25 protein-coding genes and 2 pseudogenes are annotated in these 26,897 nt (G+C 68.3%); 12 read left to right on the top strand and 15 right to left on the bottom strand.

The features are described 5' to 3' along the window. The first annotated feature begins 43 nt into the window (after positions 1 to 43). From BLV31_RS19460 to BLV31_RS19435, 6 genes are all read left to right on the top strand, one after another. Positions 44 to 1,318 carry a DUF6986 family protein gene (locus BLV31_RS19460; protein WP_064060651.1) on the top strand — a complete coding sequence of 425 codons (1,275 nt, stop codon included), beginning with the start codon at positions 44 to 46 and terminating at the stop codon, positions 1,316 to 1,318. Next, entirely contained in the window at positions 1,315 to 2,667 is a 1,353-nt protein-coding gene (gene allB / locus BLV31_RS19455) for an allantoinase AllB (protein ID WP_064060650.1), read from the top strand. Before BLV31_RS19460 ends, allB begins: the two co-directional genes overlap by 4 nt. Continuing rightward, a complete protein-coding gene (gene alc, locus BLV31_RS19450) occupies positions 2,664 to 3,632 on the top strand; it encodes an allantoicase (RefSeq protein ID WP_064060649.1) in 969 nt (322 codons plus the stop codon). The genes allB and alc overlap by 4 nt, the downstream gene beginning before the upstream one ends. A gap of 127 nt (positions 3,633 to 3,759) precedes the next feature. Then, on the top strand, positions 3,760 to 5,154 hold the full coding sequence (locus tag BLV31_RS19445) for a uracil-xanthine permease family protein (protein WP_064060648.1): 1,395 nt from the start codon (positions 3,760 to 3,762) through the stop codon (positions 5,152 to 5,154). Then, complete coding sequence (locus tag BLV31_RS19440; RefSeq protein ID WP_064060647.1) at positions 5,135 to 6,190, top strand: isopenicillin N synthase family dioxygenase; 1,056 nt, start codon at positions 5,135 to 5,137, stop codon at positions 6,188 to 6,190. The genes BLV31_RS19445 and BLV31_RS19440 overlap by 20 nt, the downstream gene beginning before the upstream one ends. Next, a complete protein-coding gene (locus tag BLV31_RS19435) occupies positions 6,187 to 6,924 on the top strand; it encodes an alpha/beta fold hydrolase (protein WP_064060646.1) in 738 nt (245 codons plus the stop codon). Before BLV31_RS19440 ends, BLV31_RS19435 begins: the two co-directional genes overlap by 4 nt. 113 nt (positions 6,925 to 7,037) lie before the next feature. Here BLV31_RS19435 and BLV31_RS19430 read toward each other — a convergent pair whose 3' ends face one another. The 5 genes and pseudogenes from BLV31_RS19430 to BLV31_RS26045 all read right to left on the bottom strand — a co-directional run. Continuing rightward, entirely contained in the window at positions 7,038 to 8,060 is a 1,023-nt protein-coding gene (locus tag BLV31_RS19430) for a BMP family protein (protein ID WP_228044946.1), read from the bottom strand. Positions 8,061 to 8,130: 70 nt separating this feature from the next. Further along, positions 8,131 to 9,093 (bottom strand): ABC transporter permease, encoded by a 963-nt coding sequence (locus BLV31_RS19425; protein ID WP_006550611.1) that lies wholly within the window; start codon positions 9,091 to 9,093, stop codon positions 8,131 to 8,133. Next, positions 9,090 to 10,163, bottom strand: a complete 1,074-nt coding sequence (locus BLV31_RS19420; protein ID WP_006550610.1) for an ABC transporter permease — start codon at positions 10,161 to 10,163, stop codon at positions 9,090 to 9,092. Before BLV31_RS19420 ends, BLV31_RS19425 begins: the two co-directional genes overlap by 4 nt. Then, positions 10,160 to 11,203, bottom strand: coding sequence for an ATP-binding cassette domain-containing protein (locus tag BLV31_RS19415; RefSeq protein ID WP_428839083.1), 1,044 nt, complete (start codon positions 11,201 to 11,203; stop codon positions 10,160 to 10,162). The genes BLV31_RS19420 and BLV31_RS19415 overlap by 4 nt, the downstream gene beginning before the upstream one ends. Beyond that, positions 11,192 to 11,602, bottom strand: a pseudogene (locus BLV31_RS26045) (ATP-binding cassette domain-containing protein); the annotation flags it as partial. The pseudogene BLV31_RS26045 and the gene BLV31_RS19415, both read right to left, overlap by 12 nt. A 457-nt stretch (positions 11,603 to 12,059) precedes the next feature. On the opposite strand from BLV31_RS26045, the gene BLV31_RS19410 reads away from it, so the two are divergent. Then, complete coding sequence (locus BLV31_RS19410) at positions 12,060 to 13,052, top strand: isopenicillin N synthase family dioxygenase (RefSeq protein ID WP_006550608.1); 993 nt, start codon at positions 12,060 to 12,062, stop codon at positions 13,050 to 13,052. 94 nt (positions 13,053 to 13,146) lie between these two features. Here the strand turns inward: BLV31_RS19410 and BLV31_RS19405 are convergent. From BLV31_RS19405 to BLV31_RS19390, 4 genes and pseudogenes are all read right to left on the bottom strand, one after another. Next, a pseudogene (locus BLV31_RS19405) lies at positions 13,147 to 13,278 on the bottom strand (GMC oxidoreductase); the annotation flags it as partial. Between the two features lie 143 nt (positions 13,279 to 13,421). Beyond that, on the bottom strand, positions 13,422 to 16,118 hold the full coding sequence (locus BLV31_RS19400; protein WP_064060644.1) for a molybdopterin-dependent oxidoreductase: 2,697 nt from the start codon (positions 16,116 to 16,118) through the stop codon (positions 13,422 to 13,424). Next, positions 16,115 to 16,957 carry an FAD binding domain-containing protein gene (locus BLV31_RS19395; protein WP_064060677.1) on the bottom strand — a complete coding sequence of 281 codons (843 nt, stop codon included), beginning with the start codon at positions 16,955 to 16,957 and terminating at the stop codon, positions 16,115 to 16,117. Before BLV31_RS19395 ends, BLV31_RS19400 begins: the two co-directional genes overlap by 4 nt. A gap of 5 nt (positions 16,958 to 16,962) precedes the next feature. Next, positions 16,963 to 18,351 carry an 8-oxoguanine deaminase gene (locus tag BLV31_RS19390; RefSeq protein ID WP_064060643.1) on the bottom strand — a complete coding sequence of 463 codons (1,389 nt, stop codon included), beginning with the start codon at positions 18,349 to 18,351 and terminating at the stop codon, positions 16,963 to 16,965. A gap of 140 nt (positions 18,352 to 18,491) precedes the next feature. On the opposite strand from BLV31_RS19390, the gene BLV31_RS19385 reads away from it, so the two are divergent. Continuing rightward, positions 18,492 to 19,955 carry a PucR family transcriptional regulator gene (locus tag BLV31_RS19385; RefSeq protein ID WP_248846209.1) on the top strand — a complete coding sequence of 488 codons (1,464 nt, stop codon included), beginning with the start codon at positions 18,492 to 18,494 and terminating at the stop codon, positions 19,953 to 19,955. A gap of 30 nt (positions 19,956 to 19,985) precedes the next feature. On the opposite strand, the gene pucL is transcribed toward BLV31_RS19385, so the two are convergent. The 3 genes from pucL to uraD are packed head-to-tail and all read right to left on the bottom strand — an operon-like array spanning position 19,986 to position 21,738. Then, positions 19,986 to 20,906: a factor-independent urate hydroxylase gene (pucL, locus tag BLV31_RS19380; RefSeq protein ID WP_064060641.1), complete on the bottom strand. Its 921-nt coding sequence runs from the start codon at positions 20,904 to 20,906 to the stop codon at positions 19,986 to 19,988. Between the two features lie 5 nt (positions 20,907 to 20,911). Continuing rightward, positions 20,912 to 21,235, bottom strand: a complete 324-nt coding sequence (uraH, locus tag BLV31_RS19375) for a hydroxyisourate hydrolase (RefSeq protein WP_064060640.1) — start codon at positions 21,233 to 21,235, stop codon at positions 20,912 to 20,914. Next, positions 21,232 to 21,738, bottom strand: a complete 507-nt coding sequence (gene uraD, locus BLV31_RS19370; RefSeq protein WP_072740536.1) for a 2-oxo-4-hydroxy-4-carboxy-5-ureidoimidazoline decarboxylase — start codon at positions 21,736 to 21,738, stop codon at positions 21,232 to 21,234. The genes uraH and uraD overlap by 4 nt, the downstream gene beginning before the upstream one ends. Positions 21,739 to 21,959: 221 nt before the next feature. Here uraD and BLV31_RS19365 point away from each other — a divergent pair, with 221 nt between their 5' ends. Next, on the top strand, positions 21,960 to 22,352 hold the full coding sequence (locus BLV31_RS19365) for a DUF6037 family protein (protein WP_064060639.1): 393 nt from the start codon (positions 21,960 to 21,962) through the stop codon (positions 22,350 to 22,352). A gap of 147 nt (positions 22,353 to 22,499) precedes the next feature. Here the strand turns inward: BLV31_RS19365 and BLV31_RS19360 are convergent, their stop codons facing one another. Then, the gene (locus tag BLV31_RS19360) at positions 22,500 to 24,197 is read right to left on the bottom strand and encodes a fumarate hydratase (RefSeq protein WP_019288028.1); all 1,698 of its coding nucleotides are present in this window, start codon (positions 24,195 to 24,197) and stop codon (positions 22,500 to 22,502) included. 281 nt (positions 24,198 to 24,478) lie between these two features. Here BLV31_RS19360 and BLV31_RS19355 point away from each other — a divergent pair, with 281 nt between their 5' ends. After that, positions 24,479 to 25,228: a CPBP family intramembrane glutamic endopeptidase gene (locus tag BLV31_RS19355; RefSeq protein WP_085989295.1), complete on the top strand. Its 750-nt coding sequence runs from the start codon at positions 24,479 to 24,481 to the stop codon at positions 25,226 to 25,228. A 69-nt stretch (positions 25,229 to 25,297) separates the two neighbouring features. After that, the gene (locus BLV31_RS19350) at positions 25,298 to 25,588 is read left to right on the top strand and encodes a 2'-5' RNA ligase family protein (RefSeq protein ID WP_248846208.1); all 291 of its coding nucleotides are present in this window, start codon (positions 25,298 to 25,300) and stop codon (positions 25,586 to 25,588) included. A gap of 7 nt (positions 25,589 to 25,595) precedes the next feature. Here BLV31_RS19350 and BLV31_RS19345 read toward each other — a convergent pair whose 3' ends face one another. Both BLV31_RS19345 and BLV31_RS19340 read right to left on the bottom strand, forming a co-directional pair. Next, entirely contained in the window at positions 25,596 to 25,811 is a 216-nt protein-coding gene (locus BLV31_RS19345; protein WP_026061451.1) for a hypothetical protein, read from the bottom strand. 46 nt (positions 25,812 to 25,857) lie between these two features. Next, the gene (locus BLV31_RS19340; RefSeq protein ID WP_019288031.1) at positions 25,858 to 26,676 is read right to left on the bottom strand and encodes a helix-turn-helix domain-containing protein; all 819 of its coding nucleotides are present in this window, start codon (positions 26,674 to 26,676) and stop codon (positions 25,858 to 25,860) included. Here BLV31_RS19340 and BLV31_RS19335 point away from each other — a divergent pair. Further along, on the top strand, positions 26,675 to 26,896 hold the full coding sequence (locus BLV31_RS19335; RefSeq protein ID WP_019288032.1) for a DUF1330 domain-containing protein: 222 nt from the start codon (positions 26,675 to 26,677) through the stop codon (positions 26,894 to 26,896). The two genes, BLV31_RS19340 and BLV31_RS19335, sit on opposite strands and share 2 nt — an antisense overlap. Position 26,897 lies beyond the last annotated feature (1 nt).

Below are 26,897 nucleotides of genomic sequence, written 5' to 3'. Positions count from 1 at the left end.
GCACCACGACGTATACAGCCGTGGATTCAGGACAGGAGTTCGGGTGCCGACAGGATTGCACAGGCTTGCGGCTGCGCTCGACGCGCAGCTCGCGGACACCGACGCGGCATACACTGCGACCTATCCCGGGACCGACGGTGCCCGCCAACCAGTGCACACCGTCTACGTCCCGGCCGACCGCTACGACGCCGGGATCGCGGCACGATGGGGAGCCGACGCGCTCGACGTCCTCGACACCCACATCGACGGTCCCGCGGACCTCGCCGCGGTCACCGGCATCGAACCCGAACTGGCCGACGCCGTCCTCCCTCTCGTGGAGGCCAAACTGCGCACCGAACCGATCGAGGATCTGCGCATCGACTTCGAGGACGGGTTCACCCGCCCCGGCATTCCGGAGCACGAACGGGACGCCGACGAGGACGCCCACGTCGCCCGCGCCGCCGCCGCGCTCGCGACCGATCCCACCGCGACACCCTTCGTCGGCATCCGGTTCAAGTCCTTCGAGGCCGCCACCCGGCGCCGCGGACTGCGCACGCTCGACTCCTTCGTCGCCGAACTGACCGGAAAGTGCTCTCTCCCCGACGGATTCGTCGTCACGCTGCCCAAGGTCACCGCGCCCGAACAGGTCGCCGCTATGGTGACCGTCTGCGAGCATCTCGAGTCCACCTACCCGCTCGCCGCGCCCCTGCGGTTCGAGATCCAGATCGAGACGCCGCAGGCGATCTGCGGACCCGATGGCACCGCTGCCGTCGCCACCATGATCCGAGCGGCCCGGGGCCGCTGTTCGGGACTGCACTACGGCACCTATGACTACTCGGCCGCGTGCGACATCGCCGCCGAGTACCAGGCGATGGACCACCCCGTCGCCGACCACGCCAAGGCCACGATGCAGGTTGCGGCAGCGGGCACGGGAGTGCGGTTGTCCGACGGCTCCACCAACCGCCTTCCCGTCGGCACCCGCGACGAGATCCGCGCGGCATGGGGGCTGCACGCCCACCTGATCGACCGGTCGCTGCGCCGCGGCTTCTACCAGGGATGGGACCTGCATCCGGCGCAACTGCCCACCCGCTACGCCGCGACCTTCGCGTTCTACCGCCGGTCGCTGTCCACCGCCGCGGGACGCGTCGCGGCCTACATCGACCCGGCCCTGTCGTCGGGATACCTCGACGAACCCGCCACCGCCCGTGCTCTCGCCGCCTTCCTCCTGCGGGGAACGAGCTGCGGGGCCCTCACAGAGAAGGAAGTATGCGATCGCACCGGCACGAATCTCGACCACCTGGCCCGGCTCGCGGGTCGACCGACGGCGGTGACGCGATGACCACCGTGATCCGCGCGCGACGCGCCGTAATGGGGGACGACGAACGCGGCTGCGCCGTCCACGTGCGCGACGGCCGCATCGTCGCGATCGAGGAATACGACGGTGCCGCTCCGGCCGATGTACGGGAGATCGTCCTCGCCGACGACGAGGTGCTGCTCCCCGGTCTCGTGGACACGCACGTCCACGTCAACGAACCCGGCCGCACCGAATGGGAGGGTTTCGCGACGGCCACGCGTGCCGCCGCGGCCGGGGGAGTGACGACGATCGTCGACATGCCCCTCAACTCCATCCCGTCCACCGTCGACGTGGCGGCCCTCGAGGTGAAACAGAAGGTCGCGGCCGAGCAAGTCACCGTCGACGTCGGATTCTGGGGCGGTGCGATCCCCGGCAACCTCGCCGATCTCGAACCGCTCTGGGAAGCGGGGGTGTACGGATTCAAATGCTTCCTCGCGTATTCGGGTCTCGACGAGTACCCGCCGCTCGATCGTGAGCAGATGATCGAGGCGATGCGCGTGATCGTCGGCTTCGGTGGCCTGCTCATCGTGCACGCCGAGGACGGACCGACCCTCGACGCGCAGGACCCGCCGGCCGGACCCCGCTACGACGACTTCCTGTACTCGCGACCACCGGTCGCCGAGTCCCGTGCCGTCGCCCAGGTGATCGACGGTGCGCGGCAGACCAGATGCCGCGTGCACATCCTGCACCTGTCGGACGCGGGAAGCCTTCCGCTCGTCGCCGCGGCGAAGGCCGAGGGCCTGCCCGTCACCGCGGAGACCTGCCCGCACTACCTGTCGCTGTTCAGCGAGGAGATCCTCGACGGCTCCACACATTTCAAGTGCTGTCCGCCGATCCGTGAGGCCCGCAACCGGGAAGCGCTGTGGCGCGGCCTGGCCGACGGCACACTCGACTGCATCGTCTCCGATCACTCGCCGTGTCTGCCGGAACTGAAGAAGTTCGTCACCGGCGACTTCGGTGAGGCATGGGGCGGTATCTCGTCGCTGCAACTCGGACTGCCCATCGTGTGGTCGGAGGCCCGCAAGCGCGGGCACACACTCGTCGACGTGGTGCGCTGGACGGCCGGTCGCACCGCGGCTCTCGTGGGCCTGGCCGACCGCGGTGCGATCGCTGTGGGCAACAGTGCCGATCTGTGCGTCTTCGCGCCCGACGACGCCTTCGTGGTCTTCCCGGAGCGACTGCACCACCGCAATGCCGTGACGCCCTACGCCGAACGCGCGCTGTCCGGGGTCGTGCGGCAGACCTGGCTCGCCGGTGAACCGCTCACCGTCACCCTCGGCGCCACCGACCCCGCACCGCGTGGTGCGCTGCTCTCCCGAAAGGAAAACCGTTGACCGAAGCAGCTTTCCTGCAACTGCCCGATCTCGCCGCGCGATCGCTGGGCGGGGCCGTCGTGTACGCGAACGACGAGTTCTTCGCGAGTCGCGAGAATTTGATCTCGCCGGGCGCACCGGATTTCGATCCGTCGGAGTTCGGGCACAAGGGGAAGGTCTACGACGGGTGGGAGACCCGGCGTCGCCGCGAACCCGGGCACGACTTCGCGGTGGTCCGGCTCGGAGTTCCTGGTGTCGTCGAGGGCGTCGTGATCGACACCGCCTGGTTCACCGGCAACTACCCGCCCTACGCGTCCGTCGACGGGGTGAACCTCGACGGCCATCAGACTGACCGAGCACTCCTGGACGCCCCGTGGGAACCGGTCCTCGAGCGGGTGGCCCTGAATGGCGACACCGCGAATGCCTTCGCGGTGGACGACGACCGGCGTTGGACGCACCTGCGCCTGAACATCTTTCCAGACGGCGGTGTGGCCCGCTTCCGGGTGCACGGCCATGCTCGCCCGGACCCGGCCTTCCTCACGGGCACAATCGATCTCGCGGCCCTCGAGAACGGTGGCGACGTCGTCGCGTGTTCGAACCGCTTCTATTCGTCGCCGCGCAACATCATCGGTCTCGGTCGCTCGCGGCACATGGGAGAAGGCTGGGAGAACGCCCGTCGCCGCGACGACGGCAACGACTACGTCGTGATCCGCCTCGCCGGGCAGGGCTGCGTCGACCACGTCGAGATCGACACCTCCTATTTCGTCGGCAACGCACCGGGGGCGGCGCGTCTGAGCGGAATTCCCGGTGAGGACGCGATGTCCGACGAATCGTCCTGGGTCGAACTCGTGCCGCGGACAACGTTGCTCCCGGACTGTCGGCACCGTTTCCGTGTCGATTCGCCGACACCGGTGGAGTTCGTGCGGCTCGACGTCTATCCCGACGGCGGCATCGCCCGTCTGCGTGTGAACGGACGACTGACCTAGCCCCGACGCGGGTGCGGTGAGTGGTTTCTTACCCGCGCGAAACACGATGACTCGAGCCCGAAAACTTCGGCCCCCAAGCTGTATCCCGCACCGTATACAGCACTGCATCCGAAATGGGAGCGTTCATATGACCTCACCGCACCCCGTCGACGCGCGGCTGCCGTTCGTCCGGCAGTTCACGTTCGGCCTCCAGCATGTCCTGATCATGTACACCGGATGCATCACCGTCCCGTTGGTCTTCGGCGCGGCCGTCGGACTCGACCGCGACACCATCGCGATGCTCATCAGCGCCGACCTGTTGATCGCCGGTCTGATCACCATCGTCCAGAGCCTCGGTGTCGGCAAACTCATCGGTGTCCGCCTACCCATCGTCTGCGGTGCGACCTTCGCCGGCCTGACGCCGATGATCCTCATCGCGAAGGAATACGGCCTGCAGGCCGTCTACGGCTCCATGCTGATCGGCGGCATCGTCGGTCTCGCCCTGGCCTGGCCTTTCGCCAGGATCATCCGTTTCTTCCCGCCGCTCGTCACCGGTGCCGTTCTCACCGTCGTAGGAATCTCGCTCATCGGCGTGGCCGGTGGGTTGATCGTCGGTACCGACCCGTCGTCGCCCACCTTCGCCTCGCCCACCAACATCGCCCTGGCCGTGCTGGTGATCGGCGTCGCCGTTGCCTTCCTGTGCCTCGGTCGCGGCATCTGGGCCCAGCTCGGGGTCTTGATCGCCCTCGCCGTCGGCACGGTCGTCGCGGTCCCGCTCGGCCTGATCGACCTCGGCGGCGTGACCGGTTCGTCGTGGGTGGGTCTGCCCGCGCCCTTCCACTTCGGTGCGCCGGAATTCCCGATCACCGCGGTCGTCGCCATGAGCATCGTCATGGCAGTGGTCTTCGCCGAGTCCACCGCGAGCATGCTCGCCGTCGCCGAGATCACCGGCAAGCGCGTCAGCAAGGGCGACATCGCTCGTGGACTCGCCGGCGACGGAGCGTCCGCCGTGCTCGCGGGTGTCTTCAATGCCTTCGTCGACACCGTCTTCACCCAGAACGTCGGTGCGGTCGCCACCACCCGCGTCTACAGCCGCTACGTCACCGCCACATCGGGTGCGATCCTCGTGGTCCTCGGCGCGTTGCCCAAGGTGAGCTCGGTGGTCGCGGCGCTGCCGAAGCCGGTGGTCGGCGGTGTCGGCCTGATCCTGTTCGCCACCGTCGCCCTCGTGGGCATCAACACGCTGCGCTCGGTGGACCTGTCCGACCGCATCAACTCGACGATCGCCGCCGTCGCGGTGGGTGTGGGTCTGCTGCCCGAACTCGCCGAGGGCATGTTCGAGCGCTTCCCGTCCGCTGCGCAGATCCTGCTCGGCAGCGGCATCACGCTCGCCGCGATCGCGGCGTTCTCGTTGAACCTGCTGTTGAACCACACTCGTCTCGGGACACTGGCTCGCGCGTCCCGGTCCGGCACGCCGGCCCCCGTCACCTCGGCCGGTACCATCTCTCCCAACGGAGTTGCCCATGAACCAGTCGCCGTCTGACGCCTTCGTCGTTCCCGCCGTCGACATCGGCCCGTACGTTCGGGCCGGCGACGAGGCCGAACGAGCTCGTGTCGCCCGTGAGATCGACGAAGCCTGCAGCCGTGTGGGATTCGTTCAGATTCTCGGACACGGCATTTCCGATCCGGTGGTCGACGGCCTCGCCGATGCCCTCGACGACTTCTTCGGTCTGCCGATGGACGACAAGCAGCAGTATCGGGTGGTGGGTGCGAACCGCGGGTACAGCCCGCCGAAGAGCGAGTCGCTGAGCCTGAGCCTCGGCGTCGAATCCGCCAGCCGTATGAACGATTTCTTCGAGGCATACAACGTCGGCGTGGAGGCCCGGTCGTTCCCCCACCTGGACCTGTCGGAGGACGACTACGGACTCAACGTCTGGCCCGACGTCCCCGGCTTCGAGGACCGCGTGCAGACCTACTTCACCGAGGCCTCGCGGGTCGCGCGGACCCTCACCCGGATCTTCGCCGACGCGCTCGGGCAGGCCCCCGACTACTTCGAGCGGCTCACCGACCACTCGATCGACGTGCTGCGCATGAACAACTACGCGCTGCCCGAAGGCACTGTCGACCTCGACGGCGACCTCACCGGCATGGGCGAGCACACCGACTTCGGGATCGTCACCGTGCTGTGGGCCGACCGGGTCGCAGGGCTGCAGGTGCTCGGCACCGACGGCATCTGGCACGACGTCGAACCGCTGCCCGGCGCCCTGCTGGTCAATCTCGGTGATCTCACCGCCCGCATCACCGACGACCGGTGGATGTCGACGCTGCACCGCGTCAAGCCGCCGATCGTCGACGGCAGGATCCGGCGCCGTCGTTCGGTGGCGTTCTTCCACGACGGCAACGTCGACGCGGTGGTCTCCACGCTGCCCGAGTATGCGGGCCCGGAGCCCTACGAACCCATCCTGATCCGCGATCACATCAAGGCGAAGCTCGCCGGGTCGCGGCACGGCAAGGCCAACACCGCTGCCGTGCGGGAAGCCGCCCGTGTGCTGGCGGCGACGGGGGAGAACCGCGCGTGAGTCATGTCGTGCTCGTGCACGGCGCATGGGCCGGAAGCTGGGTGTGGGACACGCTGCTCGAACCGCTCCGCCGGGCCGGGCACGTCCCGCACCCGCTGGCGCTGCCCGGTGTCGGATCGTGGGGCGCCGACGACGTGACGCTCGACGACGTCGCCGCGGTCGTGGCCGATCGGGTGACCGGGCTCGACGGTCCGGTGATCCTCGTCGGCCATTCCGGTGGCGGCATCGTCGTCACGCAGGTCGCGGAGATGCTACCCGAGCGTGTCACCGGGGTCGCCTATGTGGCGGGGATGATGCTTCCGTCCGGGGTCGACTTCGGGATGCTCTGCGACGGAATCGGTCTCGAATCGCCGGTGGGCATCTCGCGATGGCTCGAACCCACCGAGGACGGTCGCGGGACGATCGTGCCCCCGGAGGCCGGTGCGGCGGTGTTCTTCCACGAGGCGGATTCGGCCGACGCGATCGGTGCCGCGCGCCGACTCGTGCCGCAACTCGAGACCACCCGGCTCATGGCGCCCAGCTGGACACCGGAACGATTCGGGCGCCTGCCACGCCTGTACGTCGAAGCGACACTGGATCGTTCGGTTCCCCTCGTCACCCAACGGGGGATGCAACGCCTCACCCCGGGTGCGCAGGTCGTGTCGCTCGAGTCCGACCATGCGCCACAGCTGTCCGCCCGCGACGACCTCGCGGCGGCGCTGGTGGAGTGGTGCGCGGAGCGCGTCCGAACATAGGTCGGATCGTCACAAAGGTCGAAGCTACGGAACGAGACCGACGTTGTGTGCGAAATCCGGTGGGAAATCGCGCACAAGGTCGGTCTCGTTCGTTCTACAGGAGGTGCTCCGGGTCAGTCGCCGCCCTTGTACTCGACCTCGAACTCGCCGGCCATGATCCTCTCGCGGTACTCCTCGAACAGCGCCATCGCCTCGGGCGAGATCTTGTCGGCGAAGGCCGGATTGATGACGACGTCCAGGCCGCCTTCGGTGATGTCCACCTCGTAGTACTTCGCCGGGTCGACGTTGCCGGCCTCGACGTCGGCGATCATCGCGCGGAGGACCTCGTCGAGATTCCACACGACGGAGGAGACGACGTTCTGGGGTGCCAGCGGGGTCTGATCCATCGTGTAGCCGGCGACGCCGACGCCGCGCTGCTTGGCGCCCTCGATGGTGGCCGCGTCGACACCACACGTGGAGAACTGGTCGGCGCCCTGGTCGACGAGGGCGTTGACGGCCTCGATGGTCTGGGCCGCCGCGTCGGACCATCCGCCGATGTAGGACGGACGCAACTGGATCTCACCGGGGCCCTTGTAGGTCAGGCGCGCGCCGTCGGCGAACGCCTCGATCTGGGCCTTGCACACCGGGATCTCGAAACCGGCGGTGCCGGCGAGGATGCCGGTCTCCGTCAGGTCGCCGGCGAGGATGCCGGTGAGGAACGAACCCTGATAGAACGGCTGGCTGTAGTCGGCGAGGTTGGCGGTGATGTCGCCGAAGCCGCCGGGATAGGCGAACAGCACGTCGGGGTAGTCGGCGATGATGCCCTTGATGGGTTCGCCGTAATTGAACGAGTGGCCGACGATGAGCTGGTTGCCGTCCTCCGCGAGGTCGGTGACGATCTGGGCGATCTGCTCCGAGGTCGCGCCCGAATCCTGCTGCACCACGGTCAGGTCGATAAGACCTTCCGCTTCGAGTTTCTCGGCGCCCTCGACCATGCCCTGGTTCCAGCCGACGTCGTTGACCGGACCCGAGGTGATGATCGCGGCCTTGACGACCCCGTCGGCCGAGCCGCTCCCACCGGGGTCGGAACTCGAACACCCGGTCACGGCGGCTCCGACGACGGCGGCGGCCGCCACAGCGGTACCCAATTTCTTCACGTGGTTCTCCTCGGGGAAGGGAGGGCTCGCGACTGCGAACCCCAGGACTGACGGGAAAGCTGACGGAACGCTATTTCGCGGGCACGAACGGGATGCCGAGCGCCTTCGGGGAATTGCTGCGCGAGAACCACACGGTTGTGGCGATGACCGCGAGCAACGTCACCGCGTACGGCATGGCCTGGAACAGCTCGTACGGTACCGACGTGGCCTGTCCACCGGACGCGGCCTGTACGCGCAGCTGGAAGGCGTCGACGAGACCGAACATGAAGCCACCGACGATGGCGCCGAGCGGATTCCACCGGGCGAGGATGACGACACCGAGCGCGATCCAGCCGCGACCACCGGTGATGCCGTCCTGGAAGAAGCCCAGGCTGTCGATGACGAGCGCGCCGGCCATACCTGCTGCGGCGCCGGAGATCAGCAGCGTGCTCCATCGGGTGCGGGGGACGGAGACGCCCACCGAGTCGGCGGCCTCGGGGCTTTCCCCGGCCGCGCGGATCGACAGGCCGAAGGCCGTGCGGGTGAGCACCCACCACAGGGCGACGACGAGTGCGAGCGCGAGGTAGACGAGCGGGGACTGCGAGAACACGATCGGGCCGAGCACCGGCAGGTCGGACAGCACCGGAAGGTCGAGGGGAATGGTGCCCTGGATGCGCGGCGGTGTACCGGTCATGCCGAACACCTGCAGGTACAGGAAGGACGCGAGTCCGGTCCCGAGGATCACCACCGAGATCCCCGTGATGATCTGGTCGACGGCCATCGTGATCGTCAGGTAGCCGACGATCGCGGCGATCACGAGGCCCGCGGCGGCGCCGGTGGCGGCGCCGAGCATCGGTTGCCCGGTGTAGTACACCGTCACGAACGCGATGATCGCGCCGACCATCATCTGTCCCTCGATACCGAGGTTCATCAGCCCCGAGCGCTCGGCGAGGCACGCGCCGGCGGCGGCGAGGATGATCGGCACCGCCAGCCGCAGCGCAGCGGTGAACAGCGGGACGAGCGCACCGGCGCCCAGGACATCGGACCAGTTCATCGAGCACGCTCCACGATTCGGTTGGCGAGCAGCACCGTCAGGATCATCACTGCCTGGACGACGGTGCCGATGGACGCGGGGATCTCCTGGGTACGCTGCACCGCCTGACTGCCGAGGGTCAGCCCGGAGACCAATGCTGCTGCGAGCACGATGCCGAACGGATTGCGACGCCCGAGCAGTGCTACCACGATCGCGGTGAACCCGATCCCGGAGGAGATCGCCAGCGACAGTCGGAACTCGCTGCCCAGCAACATGATCGCGCCGGCGATACCGCCGAGTGCGCCGCTGATCAGAGCGGAGGTGACCACGGTGCGGGCGACGGAGATGCCATTGGCCTCGGCGACGCTCGGGCTCCCACCGACGATCTGCGACGCGAAACCGAACCGGGTCGAACGCATGAGCCACCACACCAGCGGCACCGCCGCGATCGCGACGAACACACCGATGTGGATGCGGGTGCCGGGAATCGTCGCGAGTGCGGCCCAGTCGGGAATGCGCTCGGACTCGGGGGTGAAACCGTTGGGATTGGCGAGGGGTTTGCGCACCGCCCACGCCAATGTGTAGAAGACGAGGTAGTTGAGCATGAGCGACGAGATGATCTCGTTGACCCCGAGCCGCGCCTTCAGCACGCCTGCGATGCCGCCGATGCACGCACCTGCGGCCGCGGCGGTGACGGCGACGATCGGGATCGCGATCCAGCTCGTCCCCAACGGCATGCTCAGCACCACGGCCGTCGCGGTGATCGCGCCGACGTCGTAATGGCCCTGCGCGCCGATGGTGATGAAGCCGGTGCGGTACGCGATCGCGTAGCCGAGACCCATGAGGACGAGCGGCGTCATACCCGTGAGCAGGCGGCCGAGCTGCGTATCGCCGCCGAGAGCGGCGTCGAGCATCGTCGCGTAGGCCTGCCCCGGATCACCGCCCGCGAGGACGATGAGGATCCCGCCCGCCGCGAGACCGACGGCGACGGCGAGTAGCGGCACCCCGATAGTGGTCGTGAGACTCCGGATCCGCGACGCGGTGGGCGGCTCGGGTGGCGTCGTCACCGGTGGGCTGAGCGTGGCGGTCATGCTGCGGCCTCCTGGAATCCGCCCATGGCCGAGCCGAGGGCTTCGCGGTCGAACGGGCCTTCGTCGAACTCGGCGACGATCCGTCCGCGGTAGAGCACGACGATCCTGTCGGCGAGGCTGCAGATCTCGTCGAGATCGGACGAGATGAGCAGAATCGCGGCGCCCCGGGAGCGATGGTCGACGAGCGTGTCCCAGACGAACTCGGTGGCGCCGATGTCGAGACCGCGGGTGGGCTGGGCGACGACGAGGACGTCCGGCTCACCGTCGAGGACCCGGCCGAGCACCACGCGCTGGGCGTGCCCACCGGACAGGGTGCCGGCGAGCGTGCGCGGGCTCTGGGCCTTGACCGACAGGGCGGCGATGATGCGCTCGGCGCGTTCGCGGACGGCTGCCCGCGACAGGCGGCCCCAGTGACGGGCGAGCGGGGGATCGGTGTAGCTGTCGATCGCGAGATTGGTGTCGATTCCCAACGACTTGATCAGTCCCCGGGTGTAGCGGTCGGCGGGGACGATGCCGACACCGGCCTCGCGCATCGCGCGGGGGGACGAGGAGTCGATCTCCCGTTCGGCGACGACCACCGCACCGGTGGAGTCGGGGGAGAGCCCGGACAGGACGTCCTCGAGGGCGGACTGGCCGTTGCCCTCGACTCCGGCGACGGCGACGAGCTGCCCGGATGCGACCCGCAGGGTCACGTCGTGCAACTGACCGGGGACGGACACACCGACCAGTTCGAGCATCCGGTTCCCGGCCGGTTCGGTGGCCGCACGGCGGATACCGAGCCCGACCTCACGGCCGACCATGTCGCGGGCGAGTTCGGCGGTGGTGACCCTCTCGGCGCCGTTCCCGCGGATGGGGCGTTCGGCGACGAGCCGTCCTCCCCGCAGCACACCGACCCGATCGGCGGCCTCGAGGACCTCTTCCAGATGGTGAGTGATGAGCACGATCCCGACGCCGCGTTCGGCGGCGAGTCGGCGGACCTGTGCGAGCAGTGAGTGCACCTCGGCCGGAGCCAGATTCGCGGTCGGTTCGTCGAGCAGCAGGTAACGGGCGCCCAGGTGCAGGGCTCGGAGGATCTCGACGCGCTGCTGCTCGCCGACCGACAGGTTCTCCACGCGTGCGGTGGGGTCGCAGGCGAGACCGGTGTTCTTCGCGAGGGCGGCGATCTCGGCTTCGTTGCGCCGCAGGCGCTTCCGGCCGATCACTCCGCGGGACCGGCCGAGCAGGAAGTTCTCCGCAACCGTCATGCTCGGCACGAGCATGAAGTGCTGGTGGACCATCGCGATCCGTTCCCGGCCTCCGTCGATGAGCGACTCTCCGTCCACCGCAATGGAACCGGAGTCGGGCGGGAGAAGCCCGGTGAGGATGCGCATCAGGGTCGACTTGCCGGCGCCGTTCTCGCCGAGCAGTGCGTAGACCTCGCCGGGGCGCACATGCAACGACACGTCGCGCAGGACGGTGTTCTCACCGAAGGACCGGTGGATACCGCGCATCACGACGCCCTCGGCGGGAACCGATTCTGTCACTCCCGCAGTGGTGGTGATGCTCGCGGTCGAAGTTGCTGTCACCATACGGTGGGGCCTTCCGAGTAATCGCTATGTGTCGAGTCGAGACGATCCAGGTTGGTAGTTGAGCGGTCGTGTCCGATTCATGACGATTGTGTTTCGGGCGGCGGAAGGGAATGAAGTTCGTGATGCCGACGGAGAATGCAGTGCCGGAACAGGATCGCGTCGCTCGGACGGTCGCCGTCGGACTTCCTCGATCCGGCTCGCCCGGTGCTCTGCGTCGGGGCGCGGTCCGGGAACCCGTAACACGGTCCTCACCTCAGCGAGACGGATCCGCAGTATCGCAGGAGTTGACTCGGAGCGATCACCCGTCCGCTCTGTCCAGGAGTCACCTATGGAAGCCCTGCCTCTCATCGATCTGCGTCCGCTGCGCGACGGGAGCGACCCGCACGCCGTCGTCGGCGCGCTCGACGCCGCGTGTACCGACCTCGGGTTCTTCGTCGTCACCGGTCACGGACTCGACCCCGACCTCCGCGCGGCGACGATGGAGCAGGCGCGGCGCTTCTTCGCGCTGCCTTTCGAGGAGAAGATGGAGATCGCCATCGCGAGATCCACCTGTCACAGCGGATATGTGCCGCCGAAGACCGAGGCACTCGACCCCACCGTCGGAGCCGACGGCAAGGAGGCCCTCGACATCACCACCGACCGTGCGGCCGATCATCCGGAGGTGATGGCGGGTACGCCGCTGCACGGTCCGGCACAGTGGCCCGCCTCGCTGATGCCCGACTTCAAGAGTGTCGCCGACGAGTACGCGAAGGCGTGTCTGGACATCAACGCCCACCTCATGCGCGGTCTCGCACTCGCTCTCGGCCTCGACGCCGACGCCTTCGTGCCGATGTTCACCGACCCGCTCGGGTCGCTCCGTATGCTGCACTACGCACCCGTTCCTGTCGGCGATACCACACTCGGCGTCGCGCCCCACACCGACTACGGCTCGTTGACACTGCTCGCCCAGAACGACATCGGTGGGCTGCAGGTCGCCGCGCGAGGCGGCGGATGGATCGACGTCGTGACCCCGCCCGACGCGCTGATCGTCAACCTCGGCGACATGATCGCCCGGTGGACCAACCACCGCTACGTCTCCACCCGCCATCGGGTGCTGAATCCCACACACGGACACCGTTATTCGCTGCCCTATTTCGTCACCCCGGACTACCACGCCGTGATCGAGGCGATCCCGACCTGTGTCGAACCGGGCGCGGAGCCGATCCATCCACCGATCGGGGCCGGCGAGTACCTTCAATCGCGGTTCGAAGCGACGCACGCATACCTCGGGGCCCCGACCGACGGTCAGATCGACAAGCACACCGTCTTCGTCTCCAAGTAGTTCTCCGGCCCGGCGGCGCCGTTCTCGTAGTCCCAGACGACAGTCTCCTCTCGGTTCCGGTGATCAGCGAGGCCGCGCGCTCGGCGAGGGCGATCACGGGGGCGTTGGTGTTGCACGACGGGAGCACCGGGATGACGGAGGCGTCGACGACGCGCATTCCGTCCACGCCGTGGACCCGCAGGTCCGGGTCGACGACGGCGTCGGATCCCACGCCCATCGCGCACACAGCGTGATGAGTCGAATCGACCCCGCTGCATCAACTTCGTGTTACGGCTGCGTTGCGTGTCCGGCCGTACAACGAACGAGACCGATGTCGTGTGCGAAATCCGGCCGGAAATCGCACACAACATCGGTCTCGACGGGTCGGGCTCACTGCATGAGGCGCCAGATGCGGTCGCGGGAGAGCGGCAGCTCGTGCGGCCGCACCCCGATGGCGTTGCGCACGGCGTTCGCCAACGCCGGGGCCACCGGGTTGAACGGGGCCTCGCTCATCGACTTCGCGCCCATCGGCCCGAGTTCGTCGTAGGTGTCGGCGAAGTAGACCTCGGTGCGCGGGACGTCCGCGAACTGCGGAATGTGGTAGTTGCGCAACACATCCGTCGTCACGCGACCGGCGTCGTCTGTGATGATCTCCTCGTACATCGACGCACCGAGCGCCTGCGCAGTGCCGCCTTCGATCTGCCCGCGGCACTGCTCGGGGTTGAGGACGGTGCCGGCATCGGCGGCCTGGACCGAGCGGAGGATCTGCACCTCACCGGTACGGGTGTCGACGGCGACGCGGAAGGCCTGCACGTTGAACGACAGCGATCGCGGCAGCCCGCCGTGCCGGCCCTCGGCGCGCAACCGGCCACCCGCGACCTCCAGCAGCTCACCAGGCGTGACGAGACGATCGCCGCACCGCACGCCGTCGGCCTGCAGCTCGGCCTGCTCCGGGTCGAGGCCGGTCAGCTCCGCAGCGGCCTTGGCCATCCGCCGTCGCAACTCGTGGGAGGCCGCCAGCAGGGCCTTCGACGCGACGACCGTGCCCGACGACCCGAACGCGCCGGTGTCGTGGGTGGTGACGTCGGTGTCGGACTGCTGGACCACGATGCGGTCGGGAGTGGTGCCGAGCGCGGTGGCCGCGATCTGGGTGTGGACGGTGGTGGTGCCGTTGCCGAACTCCGCGGTGCCCACCCGGGCAAGATACCGGCCGTCGGGCAGAAGTTCGATCGACGCTTCGGAGATGTGCCCGTTGGGCGGGTTGGTCGCGATCATCGCGAGCGCCATCCCCTCGCCGATCCGCCAGTGATCACCGGTCGGCGTGGGCCGGCCGCCGGTGCGCGCCATCGCCCGTTCGGCAAGATCGAGACACTGGTCGAGTCCGTAGCTGCCGTACGTCAGGTCGACGCCCTCGGGATGCGCCGCGACCAGGGGCTCTCCCGGCGCGATGATGTTGCGGCGCCGGAACTCGTACGGGTCGATGCCGAGCTTGATGGCGAGTTCGTCCATGGCCGACTCCACGGCGAAGATCACCTGGCCGAGGCCGTAGCCGCGGAAGGCGCCCGACGGCCGGTTGTTCGTGTACACGGATTCGGCGTCGACCCGCTTGTTCGGGCATCGGTACACCGCGATCGACTCCGTGCAGCCGTGGAACATCACCCCGGGGCTGTGGTTGCCGTAGGCGCCCGCGTCGGCCAGCACGTCGATCGCGAGGGCGGTGAGGACACCGTCGGCGTCGGCGGCGAGGGTGACGTCGACCCGCATGGGATGCCGGCACGGAGCGACGGTGAGCTGATCGGAACGGGTGAACTCCCACTGCACCGGGCACCCCGTCTTCAGGACCGCCGCCGCGACGACATCTTCGACCAGCATCTCCTGCTTGGCGCCGAAACCCCCGCCCACCCGGGCCGTGTGCACGCGCACCCGGTCCCGGTCGAGTCCGAAGATATGGCACAGCTCGTCGCGCACCAGGAACGGAACCTGTGTGGAACTGCGGATGACGAGCCGTCCGGCCTCGTCGAGATGACCGATGGCTCCGTGTGTTTCGAGATGGGTGTGTTGGACGCGGTGGGTCTGCCAGCGTCCCTGCACCACCGCCGCAGCGGACGCGACCGCCGCGTCGACGTCCCCGCTGCTGCCGTGGATCGCGGCGACGACGTTGCGTCCGGGATCGGCGATGCGCGCGTCGGCGGACTTGTCGGCGTGCAGGAGGGGAGCCCCAGGCTTCCGGGCCTCGTCGGGATCGAGGACGAAGGGCAGTTCCTCGTACTCGACGTGGATCGACGCGAGCGCCCGGTGTGCGATTGCCGGACTCTCGGCGACCACCGCGGCGACCCGCTGTCCGCGGAAGCGCACGACCCGGTCGAACAGGTATGTGTCGTCGGGATCGTCGTTGCGGTTCTCGTGGCGAGCGGTCGAATAGGCGGTGGCCGGGGCGTCGCGGTGGTACAACACAGCGTGGACACCGGGGAACGCCTCGGCGGCCGAGACGTCGACGGAGAGGATCCGCGCATGGGTGTGCGGGCTGCCGAGGACGGCGATGTGCAGCAGACCCTCGACGGTGGTGTCGAGGGTGTACGGCTCGGTGCCGGTGACGACCCGCGTCGCGGCCGGTGCGCGCTGCGAGCGACCGCATGACGGGCCGTCGACCTGCTCGACGTTGGTGCGCGACCGCAGGGCATCCTCGATCGATCGGTAGCCGGTGCACCGGCACAGGTTGCCCTTCAAACGTTTCGGCAGGTCGTCGAGATCCTCGTCGGTGAAGGTGGACGCGGTGACGATCATGCCTGCGGTGCAGAAGCCGCATTGGAAACCGGCGGCGTCGGCGAATCGCTGTTGGACGGGATGCAGGTCGTCGGGGGTGCCCAGTCCGGCGACCGTGGTGACCTCGCGGCCCTCGACCCGCACGGCCGGGACCACGCACGAGTGGACGGGTTCGCCGTCGAGCAGGACCGAGCACGCGCCGCAATCGCCGGCGTCGCAGCCCTTCTTGACCTCGAAGTGTTCGGTCTCGCGCAGCAGGGTGCGCAGGCACTGGCCGGGCCGGGGGTCGACGTCGCGTTCGCGGCCGTTGACGGTGAGTTTCACGGCTGGACCTCCGTATTCGACAGCGCAGCATTCGACAGCTCGGTGCGGATCTCTTCGGCGAGAATCGCGGTGACGGCACGTCGCCAGTCGGCGGCGCCGTGCGCATCGGTGTAGTAGCTCGTTGCCGGGACGAGACGGGCCAGTGCGTCGGACAACGCCTGTGCCGACGGGATCTCCGTGAACCGCAGGAGACAGGGACGCACCGTCGACGCGGTGATCGACAGCGTGACACTGCCGTCGTCGTCGCGGCGCCCGATCACGACCGCTCCCGAGCGCCCCAGCGGCGACAGGGCGATCTTGCGGAAGGCCGTGCGGGAATTCAGAGCATGCAACGGGATCCGGATGCTCCGCAGGAGCTCTCCAGGTGCGAGGGCGTTGGAGGCAACCCCGAGAACGAAGTCGGCCACCGGGATCCGCCGTTCGCCGCCGTCGATCGTCCAGATCACCGCGTCCGCGTCGAGCGCGGTCGCCAGCGAGATCATGGCGCCGGCGGGGAAGGACAGGCAGATGTTGCCACCGACCGTGGCGCTCTTCCAGATCTTCCACGACGCCAGCAACGCCTCGGCGCACTGCCGGAACAGCGGTGCCGCACACCATTCCGGTTCGTCCGAGAGTGCAGCCAGGCGTTCGACCGTGCAGGTCGCGGCGATCTCCAGGGCGTCGGGATGCCGGGTCACCGCGGGCCAGTCGAGGCCGGACAGATCCACGAGTCGGTGCAGGTGCGGTTGCGGTTCGGAGAACAGCCAGGTGCCGCCGCCGAGCGGGGCCGCGCCGTCCTCGAAGGTCAGATCGGCGCGGTCGCGGGCGATGTCGTAGGCGGTGATGTTGTGCAGATCCATCGCCTTCACCCCGCCTTGGCGACCAGCGCGGCGTGTTCCGCCGCGACCTGCCGTGCCACGACGTCCTCGTCGACGGTGCGGACCTCGTCACGGACGACCACCTCGCGACCGTTGATCAACAGCAGTTCGAGAGGCGGGGTGCTGCCGAGGACGAGGGCCGCGACCGGGTCGGCGATGCCGGAGTGGGCGAGGCCGTCGATCCGCCACAGCGCCAGATCGGCGAGCTTGCCGGCCTCGATCGATCCGATCTCGTTCTCGCGCCCGAGGACTCGGGCACCGCCGATGGTGGCGAGTTCGAGGCTCTGCCGCACCGTCATGGCGCGGGGGCCGCTGCGGGCACGGGCGAACAGGGCGGCGTGGTGGGCCTCTTCGAGCATGCAGCACGACTCGTTGCTCGCGGCACCGTCGACACCGAGGCCGAGCGGCACGCCCGCGGCGTAGAGGTCGGCGGCGCGGGCGATGCCGGCACCGAGCCGGGCGTTCGAGGTGGGGCAGTGGGCCGCACCCGTACCCGACGCGGCGAGCACACCGATGTCACGGTCGTCGAGGTGCACCGCGTGCGCGTACCAGACGTCGGGGCCGGTCCACCCCAGCGACTCCATGTACTGCACGGGCTTGCATCCGAACTTCTCGAGGCAGAAGTCCTCCTCGTCGAGGGTCTCGGCGAGATGGGTGTGCAGCCGCACCCCGAGATCGCGGGCGAGCAACGCGGACTGTTTCAGCAGCTCACCGGTCACCGAGAAAGGCGAGCACGGCGCGAGCGCGACCCGCAACATCGAATCGAACGACGGATCGTGCCAGCGGTCGACGGCCTCGCTGCTGCCCTCGAGGATCGCGTCGATGTCCTCGACGATGTGATCGGGCGGCAGACCCCCGGCGCTCGCACCGAGGTCCATCGACCCGCGGCAGAGATGGAAGCGGATACCGACCTCGGCCGCTGCGGCGATCTCCGCGCCGAAGACGTCACCGCCCTCGCGAGGCACGACGTAGTGGTGGTCGGTGCTGGTCGTGCATCCGGTGCGCACCAGATGCGCGAGTGCGCCCTTGGCCGCGACGTGCACGGCGTCGGCGTCGATGCCACCCCAGACTGGATAGAGGGTGGTGAGCCATTCGAACAGGGTGTGGTCGGCGGCGAGCCCACGCGTGATCCATTGGTACAGGTGGTGGTGGGTATTGATCAGGCCGGGGGTGAGCACGCACCCGGTGCCGTCGACGATCTGCGCGTCGTGTATGGCTGTGCCGTCCTCATGGGCGGGTTCGCCCGACCCGACCGCGACGATCCGGTTGCCGGAGACGACGACATATCCGTCGCGGTGTTCGGCGCGGGCGGCGTCCATGCTCACCACATGTGCGCCGCGTATGAGGAGCGGCCGGGTGGTGGGATGCGCGTGCATAGTCGACTCCTCGGATCGTCGGGAGTCTTCAGTCAACTGCGCCGACAGATGTACCTCTGCGGCAGCACGCACGAAACACCTCGGAAATCCGCGCCTCGTACTGTGCGATCGTCCAAGACCGTCACCAGGAGGTGAACATCGTGCTTCTTCGAGATGTGGTGGAGGCGCCGGGGCTGGGAATCGGTGTACTGCACGGCGACGTGGAGGCCCTGAGCCGTCCCGTGCTGCGCGCGTGCACCACCGACATGCCCGACCCCACGCGCTACGTCAGCGCAGGCTCGATCGTGTTCACGGGCCTGGTGTGGCGGCGCTCCGCCGAGGACTCCGACCTGTTCGTCAAACGGCTCGTCGGAGCGGGGGTGACGGCGATGGCCGCGGGCGAGGCCCTGCACGGACGGGTACCCGACGACGTGGTCGAGGCGTGTGCACGACACCGCATGCCGCTGCTGGTCGTGCCCGACGAGGTGCCGTTCAGCCGGGTCATCGAGTACATGACCGGGCAGATGGCCGGAGCCCGGATGGATCGTTTGCAGACGGGACTGGCGCGGCAACGGCAATGGCTCGCCGCCGTCGCCGACGGTCGGAGTGCGGGGGAGTTGCTCGACGGACTCGCGCAGCAGCTCGGGGTGGAATCGGCGCTGGTCACCTCCACGGGCGTGACGGTGGCGGGAAACGCCGAGCTCGACGAGACCGAACTCGACCGGATCACCGCAGCAGCGCTGACCGCCGACCGCTTTCCACTGCGGCTCACGGGCGACCTGACCGTCCTGCCGGTCGGACGCGGACTGACGGACCGGATCGACGCGTGGTTCCTGGTGATCCGGCACGATGAGAGCGGACCGGAGTGCGTCGAGGCGTTCTCCGAGCTCGCCTCGGTGGTCGCGCTCGATCGGATCCGGCGCGACGAACGGCGCCGGGTGGCATGGGAGATCACCGACCGGACCCCGACCGTGCGCGCTGCGGACCTGCGGGTCGCGGTGGTGGCCGAGGCCGAGGGCCGGATCTCGCCGGACGTCCTGCGTGGTCTCGTCGAGGACGTCCTGGACGGAGCGGTCACGTCGATCGACGCGGCGAACAGGGTGGTCGCCTCGGCGGCCGGCAGCGACGTCGACGTGGCACGGCTGTTGAGCCGACGCCTCGGCCGTCTCGCGCCGGCGCTGCGCGGCGCCCGAATGTTCGTCGGTGTCGGCGGGCAGAGTTCCGACGACGACCCGGCCGGCGCGGTCCGCGCAGCAGCGTCGGCATGCGCTGCCGCACACAACGATCCGGGCTCGGTGTCGGTGCGACGTGCCGAACTCGATTCGGCGCTCGACTTGTTGTCGACCCTGCCCGACGAACTGCGTCGCGCGTACGCCGACCGACTGCTCGGGGACGTCGTCGAACACGACCGACGCACCGACGCGGGTCTGCTCGCGACCCTCGAGGCATTCCTCGATTGCGACGGATCGTGGCGGCGCACGGCCGATCGACTGCACGTGCACCTGAACACGGTCCGCTACCGCATCGGGCGGGTCGAAGCGCTCACCGGGCGTTCCCTCGCGCGCACCGGTGACCGCTTCGATCTGTATCTCGCGCTGCGTTCGTTGGAACCCGCTCTCGCGTGAGCGTCATCCATTGTTGCGCCGCGTGAGCGGTCACATGGCGCCGGTGTAGGGCTCCCATGCGATGCCGGCATCGGGGGCGTCCTCGCGCAGCACGCTCGCCTGGATCAGTCCGTAGGGCCGGTCGTCGGCGTGGAAGACCTCACCGGCGTTCTCGACTCCGAAACGTGCCAGGTCGTAGAGGAAGTGGTGCTTGTTCGGTGCGGACAGGCGGATCTCGGCGATCGATGGGTACCGCTCGAGCACGGCGCGGCCCATCTCGTACAGGCTCTGCTGCAGGGCCTTCGAATGCAAGTTCGCGAACACCTCGAGGAGGGTGGCACGTACACCCGTGTAGACGGTGTCCCAGTTGACGTCGGTCGACGCGAACCGCCAGTGCGCCTGGAGGCTCGTCGCCATGATGCGATCCTCCGCCGGTTCGAGAACCGTGTACGGGTCGGTGAGGAAGCCCTGGAACTCCGAGCCGGTGGACTTGAGGACGACGAGATCCTTCAGGCCGCCGACCACCCATTCGCGTCGGTCGGTCCCGGTGCGCTCGACGGTGATCGCGGCGGTGCGGACCTCGGATCCCTTGCGCGTCCAGGTGTGGTCGTGCTCGGCGCCGTCGACGACGACCCGCTCCCAGGCGTACTCCTCGATCTCGATGCGCGCCGAGCGGACGGGTTCGACGTCGTCGACGAAATGCCGCGCGAGCGCGAGGCCGTACTCCTCGACGAACTCGACGCCCTTCTCCTTGGCGTAGGAGTAGATGGTCTGCTTCTGGCTGTCGGTGGGCAGTACCGTGCCCTGATCTCCCTCGAGATGTGCGGCGTCGAAATCGCCGTGCAGGCAGGACGAGACGTTCAGGTCGCGGATCTCGTGCCGGTCGGTGTCGCGCACGATGCGCACCACCCGGTTCTCGGCCTTGCCGTAGCGGTGCGGTCCGAGGACGATCTTGCCGGTCAGTTCGGTCATGGTGGTCAGCTCCCTCGGTAGGTGGAATACGAATAGGGCGACAGGAGGAGCGGCACGTGGAAGTGGCTGCTGCCCTCTGGGATACGGAAGGTGACGGTCACCTCCGGATAGAAAGACGCGACTCCACGGCGCGAGAACCAGTCGTCGGTGGCGAAGGTCAGGTGGTAGGTGCCGTCGGGCAATGGATCGGTGAAACCGGTGAGACGACCGTCGTCGTCGGTGACACCGGCGCCCAACGAGGCGCCGTGCGTATCGGTGAGGGCGACGTGCAACCCCACCGCGGGGGCACCGGCCGTCGCGTCGAGCACGTGGGTACTCAGGGTGTTCATGCGCGGCTCCCTGCGGTCTCGATGACGATCCGCTCGAGTCGGAGTCGGGTGATCTCGGCGAGCGCCGCACGCATCTCGGCCTTCTCGCTCTCCGGGTCGTTGTCGAGGCGACGCTCGAGGATCTCCAGCAGTTCCGGCGCCGTGCGGCCGGCGGCGCGGACGAGGTAGACGTGCCCGAACCGTTCCTCGTATTCACGGTTGCCGGCGGCGAGCCGGTCGAGGATGTCGGCGTCGGCCGTGGCGACGGCGGACTGCTCGCGACGGGAAGCAGCGTGTTCGCTGCGTTCGCCGATGCGCGGGTGGCCGGCGAGGGCGTCGGTGAGGTCGTCACCGTCGAGGTTCTCGGCCGCGGCAGCGGCGGCGGTGAGCAGCACGGTGCGCGAACCGAACGGGCGCGCTGCGACGACGGAGTACGCCCAGGTCCGGCTCGAACAGCAGTCGAGCAACAGAGCGACGGCCTCGTCCTCGGGCATCGCATCGAACCGGGCCGTTGTGAGCTGCACGGACCCTCCTTTCGTCGGTGCATTCGATACTGTCCGGTGGGCGTGCGGCGGGGGAGGTGCAAGCGCTACAGAGTTCGGTTCGCCGCGGGTGCGCCGGTTGGATGATCGGCCAACGAGGTGGTTGCGTCTTGAACGTTTTTCTGGAATAGTTCCAGTTATTGGATTTATTCCAGAAGAAGTGGGCGACCCGGGTGGGGTCGCAGGGTTGAAGGAGTGATCACATGTTCACCGCCGACCGTCCTCGAGCAGTGACGCTTCCGCCGGTCGTGCTCGGCGGACTGCGACCTCTCTACCGGCAGATGGTCCGCAACAACGTTCCGGCCGCATCGTTCGAGCACACCGCCGGACGGGCCGTCTTCGACGTCTGCCTGATCGCGGGGGAGCACGGTCCGCAGCTGCAGGTCCGCGCCCGCGACTTCGGGATCGACTTCACGCTCGCGATGACGACGCATTTCCGTATCGCGCCCGTGATGAGCGACGACCAGTACCGCGCACTGTGCGCGGTGCTCGCACCCGGCGCCGAACCGGCACCAGGCATCGTCCTCGACTTCCTGCAGCAGGTGGTCGTGCAGTCGCCCGCGGTGCTCGCGCGGACGCACACTTGCGCTGCTTGAGTCCGAATTTGCTCGTCCTGTGGACATGAGCACACGCTCCGGCAGCGTGTTTCTGTCCGCACGGTGTGCACATCCACCCGAACGCGAACGGCCCGGCAGAAAATCCTGCCGGGCCGTTCGGGATAGTGCGTCTACAGCGAGTCGGGTCTACAGACCGGGGCGCTTGCCGACCGTGAGCGTGACCTCGCCGGTGTGCGCGAAGAAGTCGTTGCCCTTGTCGTCGACGACGATGAATGCGGGGAAGTCCTCGACCTCGATCTTCCAGACCGCTTCCATGCCGAGCTCTTCGTACTCGACGACCTCGACGTTCTTGATGCAGTCGAGCGCCAGACGCGCGGCCGGACCGCCGATCGAACCTAGGTAGAAGCCGCCGTACGTGTGGCATGCGTCGGTGACCTGCTTGGAGCGATTGCCCTTCGCGAGCATCACCATCGAGCCACCGGCGGCCTGGAACTGGTCGACGTAGGAGTCCATACGACCGGCCGTCGTCGGGCCGAACGAACCCGACGCCAGACCCTCGGGGGTCTTCGCCGGACCGGCGTAGTAGACCGGGTGATCCTTCAGGTACTGCGGCATCTCCTCACCACGGTCGAGGCGCTCCTTGATCTTCGCGTGCGCGATGTCGCGCGCGACGACCAGCGGACCGGTGAGCGACAGGCGCGTCTTGACCGGGTGCTTGGACAGCTCCGCGAGGATCTCCGGCATCGGCCGGGTGAGGTCGATCTTGACCGCGGCACCCTTGCCGGTGCCCGAGACGCCCGACGTCTCGGAGTCGAGCTGGCTGTCGGTGACCTCGGGCAGGAACTGACCGGGGTTGAACTCGAGCTGCTCGAGGAAGACACCCTCGGGCGTGATCTTGGCCTTGGCCTGGCGGTCGGCCGAGCAGGAGACGGCGATCGCGACGGGCAGCGACGCGCCGTGGCGCGGCAAGCGGACGACGCGGACGTCGTGGCAGAAGTACTTGCCACCGAACTGCGCGCCGATGCCGATCTTCTGGGTGAGCTCGAAGACCTTCTTCTCGAGTTCGAGATCGCGGAAGCCGCGGCCGGTGATGGCACCCTCGGTGGGCAGCTCGTCGAGGTAGTGCGCCGAGGCGTACTTGGCCGTCTTGAGCGCGAACTCGGCGGAGGTGCCGCCGACAACGATCGCGAGGTGGTAGGGCGGGCACGCCGCGGTGCCGAGCGACCGGATCTTGGCCTCGAGGAACTGCATCATCGAGTCCGGGTTCAGGATCGCCTTCGTCTCCTGGTACAGGTACGACTTGTTGGCCGATCCGCCGCCCTTGGCCATGAACAGGAACTTGTAGGCGTTCTCGTGGCCCTTCGCGGTGTCCGCGTACAGCTCGATCTGCGCCGGCAGGTTGTTGCCCGTGTTCTTCTCGTCCCACATCGTCAGCGGGGCGTTCTGCGAGTACCGCAGGTTCAACTTCGTGTACGCGTCGTACACACCGCGCGCGATGGACTCCTCGTCGTCACCCGGGGTGAGCACCTGCTGGCCGCGCTTGCCCATGACGATGGCGGTGCCGGTGTCCTGGCACATGGGCAGCACGCCGCCGGCGGCAATGTTTGCGTTCTTCAGGAGGTCGAGCGCAACGAACTTGTCGTTGTTCGACGCCTCGGGGTCCTCGAGGATGCTCGCCAGCTGCTTCAGGTGATCCGTGCGCAGGTAATGGGAGATGTCGTGCAGCGCGGTCTCGGTGAGCAGGCGCAGGGCCTCGGGTTCCACCTTCAGGAAGGTGCGGCCGTCGGGTCCTTCGACGGTGGACACCCCCTCGGTGGTCAGCAACCGATACTCGGTGGGGTCTTCCCCGATCGGCAGCAGGTCCTCGTAGAGGAAGTCGGCCATTGTTTCTCCTGGAAGAGGGCTGGTGATCGCCGTACACGTTAGCGGCGCCGGCGCAAGGCCTTGACAACGGGGCATGTGACGGACTCGACCTGCAAACTCGATGTGACCTGCGTCTCGCGACTTTCGGCGGCGTGTTTATGTCGCCGACGACCGGAAATCCCGCAAGGGAGTCGAGGCCGGAGTGTTCGCCGTCACGGCGGCCGGCAGGCCCCGATCCGTACACTTGACCGGATGTTCGAGAGTTTCCGGAGGGATCGCACGTGACCGTAGAAATCGAACGGTTGCCCTCGCCCGAGACCGGACGCCTGCCGTCGCTGGCCTGGCTTCCCCGTTTCCACGCCTGGATCGATCTCGCCGTCGTGATCGCGGTGCTCGTCACCACCAACCTGATCGCCCACTTCACCACGGCGTGGGCGTCGATCGCGACCGTGCCGATCGCAGCATGCGTGCTGGTCGCGATGATGCGTCGACGCGGCATGCGCTGGTCGGAACTCGGCCTCTCACCCCGGCACTGGAAGAAGGGGACGCTCTACTCGGTAGCAGCCGTGGCCCTCGTCCTGGCGGTGGTGGCGATCGGCATCGCCCTGCCGTTCACCAGGCAGTTCTTCCTCTCCGAGCGCTACGCCACGATCTCCGGTGCCCTCGTCGCCTCGATGATCATCATCCCGCTCCAGACCGTCATCCCCGAGGAACTCGCCTTCCGCGGGGTGCTCCACGGAACCCTCGAGCGAGTGTGGGGCGCACGCGGGGTCTTCGCCGCGGGATCCCTGCTGTTCGGGCTGTGGCACGTCGCCTCGTCGTTCGGTCTCACGGCGGGTAACGCCGGCCTCAGCGCCTTCCTCGGTGCCGGGCTGCTCGCGCAGATCGCCGGCATCGTCGGCGCGGTGATCGCGACCGCCGCCGCGGGCTTCGTCTTCACGTGGCTGCGTCGTCGCAGCGGCAGCATCCTCGCGCCCATCGCCCTGCACTGGTCGCTCAACGGCGCCGGTGCCCTCGCCGCCGCGCTCGTCTGGCACGCCACACTCAACTGATGGCGCTGGCGGTCTGTCTCCTGTTCGACCCCGAGACCGACCGCGCGATCCGGCGCCTGTGGGGCCGGGATGTTCCGGCGCGGCCGGGCGTCGCTCGTGCCCGCCCCCTCGTCCGAACTCGTGCAGCGACAGGACCGCGTCGTGCGGGTCGTGGAGACGACGGGAGCGGACCTGCACCGCTACTACGTCCCGGGACGCTGGACCCCGCACTGTTCGCTGAGTCCCCGAACCCGGCGTGAGGAACTCGACCGTCTGGGCGCGGTCGTCTACGACGTGCTGCCCATCGACGCGACGCTCGATCGCGCGGTGCTGATCGACACCGCCACCGGCGAGCACACGCCGCTACGGATGATCCCGTGAGGGAAACTCACTCCTCGGGGTTCTCCACCCACGGTCCGTACGGAGGTGGGCCCTCGCTCTGGATCTGCAGGCCGAAGTGCGGACAGTGCTTCCACACGTAGCCGTGCAGGACGTGTTCTTCCGACGTCGCGGTGTTCATCAGTACGAGGTCGCCGCTGGGGCGGTGTTCGAGGGCGAAGCCGGACTCCCGCTGATCGAGAACCCACCATTTCGCAGTGCTCATGTCGGTGTCCTCCGCATGATCCGCTCGGCAGACGCGCACCTCCACATTAGCGCGGAAACCATTCGTGATCGGCCGATTCGGCGATCACGATCCGGTTCAGGACCCGGGCCGTCGCCTCATCGGCGGGATAGAACGCCTCGATCGCCAGTTCCGACACCGTCACGTCGAGCGGGGTCCCGAAGAGGGTGGTCGTGCTGAAGAACGACAACTCGCCGGCCTCGGTCCGCAACCGCATCGGCACGACCAGCGAATGCGGTTCGATCTCCTCCACCGGATCGTCGCAGGGATAACCGGCGAGTTCGTCGTACAGGCGCAGCAGGACAGGGTCGGCGGTCGCACCGATCTGGTGTTGCAGCCGGGCGAGCAGATGACCGCGCCACTGCCCGAGATCGACGATGCGCGGCGCCAGTCCCCGCGGGTGCAGAGTCAGTCGCAGCACGTTGATCGGCGGTTCCAGCAGTTCCGGAGCGCACCCCTCGACGAACACCCCGACGGCGTCGTTGGAATCGACCATCGTCCAGTGCCGGTCGACGACGAGTGCGGGAAAGGGGTGGTGCGACGACAGGATCCGCGTGATCGCGTCGGAGATCGCCGCCATCGGCATATCGCCGAGGTGATGCTCGGGGTAGACAGGCGCATGTCCCGCCGCGACCAGAATGGTGTTGCGTTCGCGCAGCGGGATGTCCAGCCGGTCACTCAGCTTCAGCACGGTCGCGCGTGACGGGCGGGACCGGCCGGTCTCGACGAAGCTGAGATGCCGCGACGAGATGCCGGCGGTATGGGCCAGGGTGAGCTGGCTCAGGCCGCGGCGCTCGCGCCATGCCCGCAGCAGGGCGCCGGCGTGGGGAGTGTCGACCGTGGTCATGCACCCGACAGTAGAGCCGGCCGGGAACGGTCACCATTACTTCCGGGGTAAATTCCCCGACGTCGACCGTGCCCGGTCCTGGTACGAATCCCCGGAGTACCAGGCGATCCTCCCGCTGCGCACCGAGAACTCCGAGGGATGGGCGGTCGTCGTGCAGGGCACACCGCCCGGCTACCGCGCCACCCACTTCCTCGACAAGGTGTTCGGCGCTCAGCGGTAGT

It is taken from the genome of Rhodococcus pyridinivorans (assembly GCF_900105195.1).
In the GTDB taxonomy this organism is placed as follows: Bacteria; Actinomycetota; Actinomycetes; order Mycobacteriales; family Mycobacteriaceae; genus Rhodococcus; species Rhodococcus pyridinivorans.
This window is presented reverse-complemented; position numbering and strand designations above follow the sequence as displayed.

Excerpts from the sequence above, each read along its gene's own strand:
- BLV31_RS19445 (WP_064060648.1), top strand. The coding sequence starts at position 3,760 with ATGACCTCACCGCACCCCGTCGACGCGCGGCTGCCGTTCGTCCGGCAG.
- BLV31_RS19350 (WP_248846208.1), top strand. The coding sequence starts at position 25,298 with ATGTTCCGGCGCGGCCGGGCGTCGCTCGTGCCCGCCCCCTCGTCCGAA.
- BLV31_RS19345 (WP_026061451.1), bottom strand. The coding sequence starts at position 25,811 with ATGAGCACTGCGAAATGGTGGGTTCTCGATCAGCGGGAGTCCGGCTTC.
- BLV31_RS19335 (WP_019288032.1), top strand. The coding sequence starts at position 26,675 with ATGCACCCGACAGTAGAGCCGGCCGGGAACGGTCACCATTACTTCCGG.
- BLV31_RS19395 (WP_064060677.1), bottom strand. The coding sequence starts at position 16,957 with ATGGATCTGCACAACATCACCGCCTACGACATCGCCCGCGACCGCGCC.
- pucL (WP_064060641.1), bottom strand. The coding sequence starts at position 20,906 with ATGACCGAACTGACCGGCAAGATCGTCCTCGGACCGCACCGCTACGGC.
- BLV31_RS19420 (WP_006550610.1), bottom strand. The coding sequence starts at position 10,163 with ATGACCGCCACGCTCAGCCCACCGGTGACGACGCCACCCGAGCCGCCC.
- BLV31_RS19390 (WP_064060643.1), bottom strand. The coding sequence starts at position 18,351 with ATGCACGCGCATCCCACCACCCGGCCGCTCCTCATACGCGGCGCACAT.
- BLV31_RS19365 (WP_064060639.1), top strand. The coding sequence starts at position 21,960 with ATGTTCACCGCCGACCGTCCTCGAGCAGTGACGCTTCCGCCGGTCGTG.
- BLV31_RS19410 (WP_006550608.1), top strand. The coding sequence starts at position 12,060 with ATGGAAGCCCTGCCTCTCATCGATCTGCGTCCGCTGCGCGACGGGAGC.
- BLV31_RS19425 (WP_006550611.1), bottom strand. The coding sequence starts at position 9,093 with ATGAACTGGTCCGATGTCCTGGGCGCCGGTGCGCTCGTCCCGCTGTTC.
- allB (WP_064060650.1), top strand. The coding sequence starts at position 1,315 with ATGACCACCGTGATCCGCGCGCGACGCGCCGTAATGGGGGACGACGAA.
- BLV31_RS19440 (WP_064060647.1), top strand. The coding sequence starts at position 5,135 with ATGAACCAGTCGCCGTCTGACGCCTTCGTCGTTCCCGCCGTCGACATC.
- BLV31_RS19340 (WP_019288031.1), bottom strand. The coding sequence starts at position 26,676 with ATGACCACGGTCGACACTCCCCACGCCGGCGCCCTGCTGCGGGCATGG.
- uraH (WP_064060640.1), bottom strand. The coding sequence starts at position 21,235 with ATGAACACCCTGAGTACCCACGTGCTCGACGCGACGGCCGGTGCCCCC.
- BLV31_RS19360 (WP_019288028.1), bottom strand. The coding sequence starts at position 24,197 with ATGGCCGACTTCCTCTACGAGGACCTGCTGCCGATCGGGGAAGACCCC.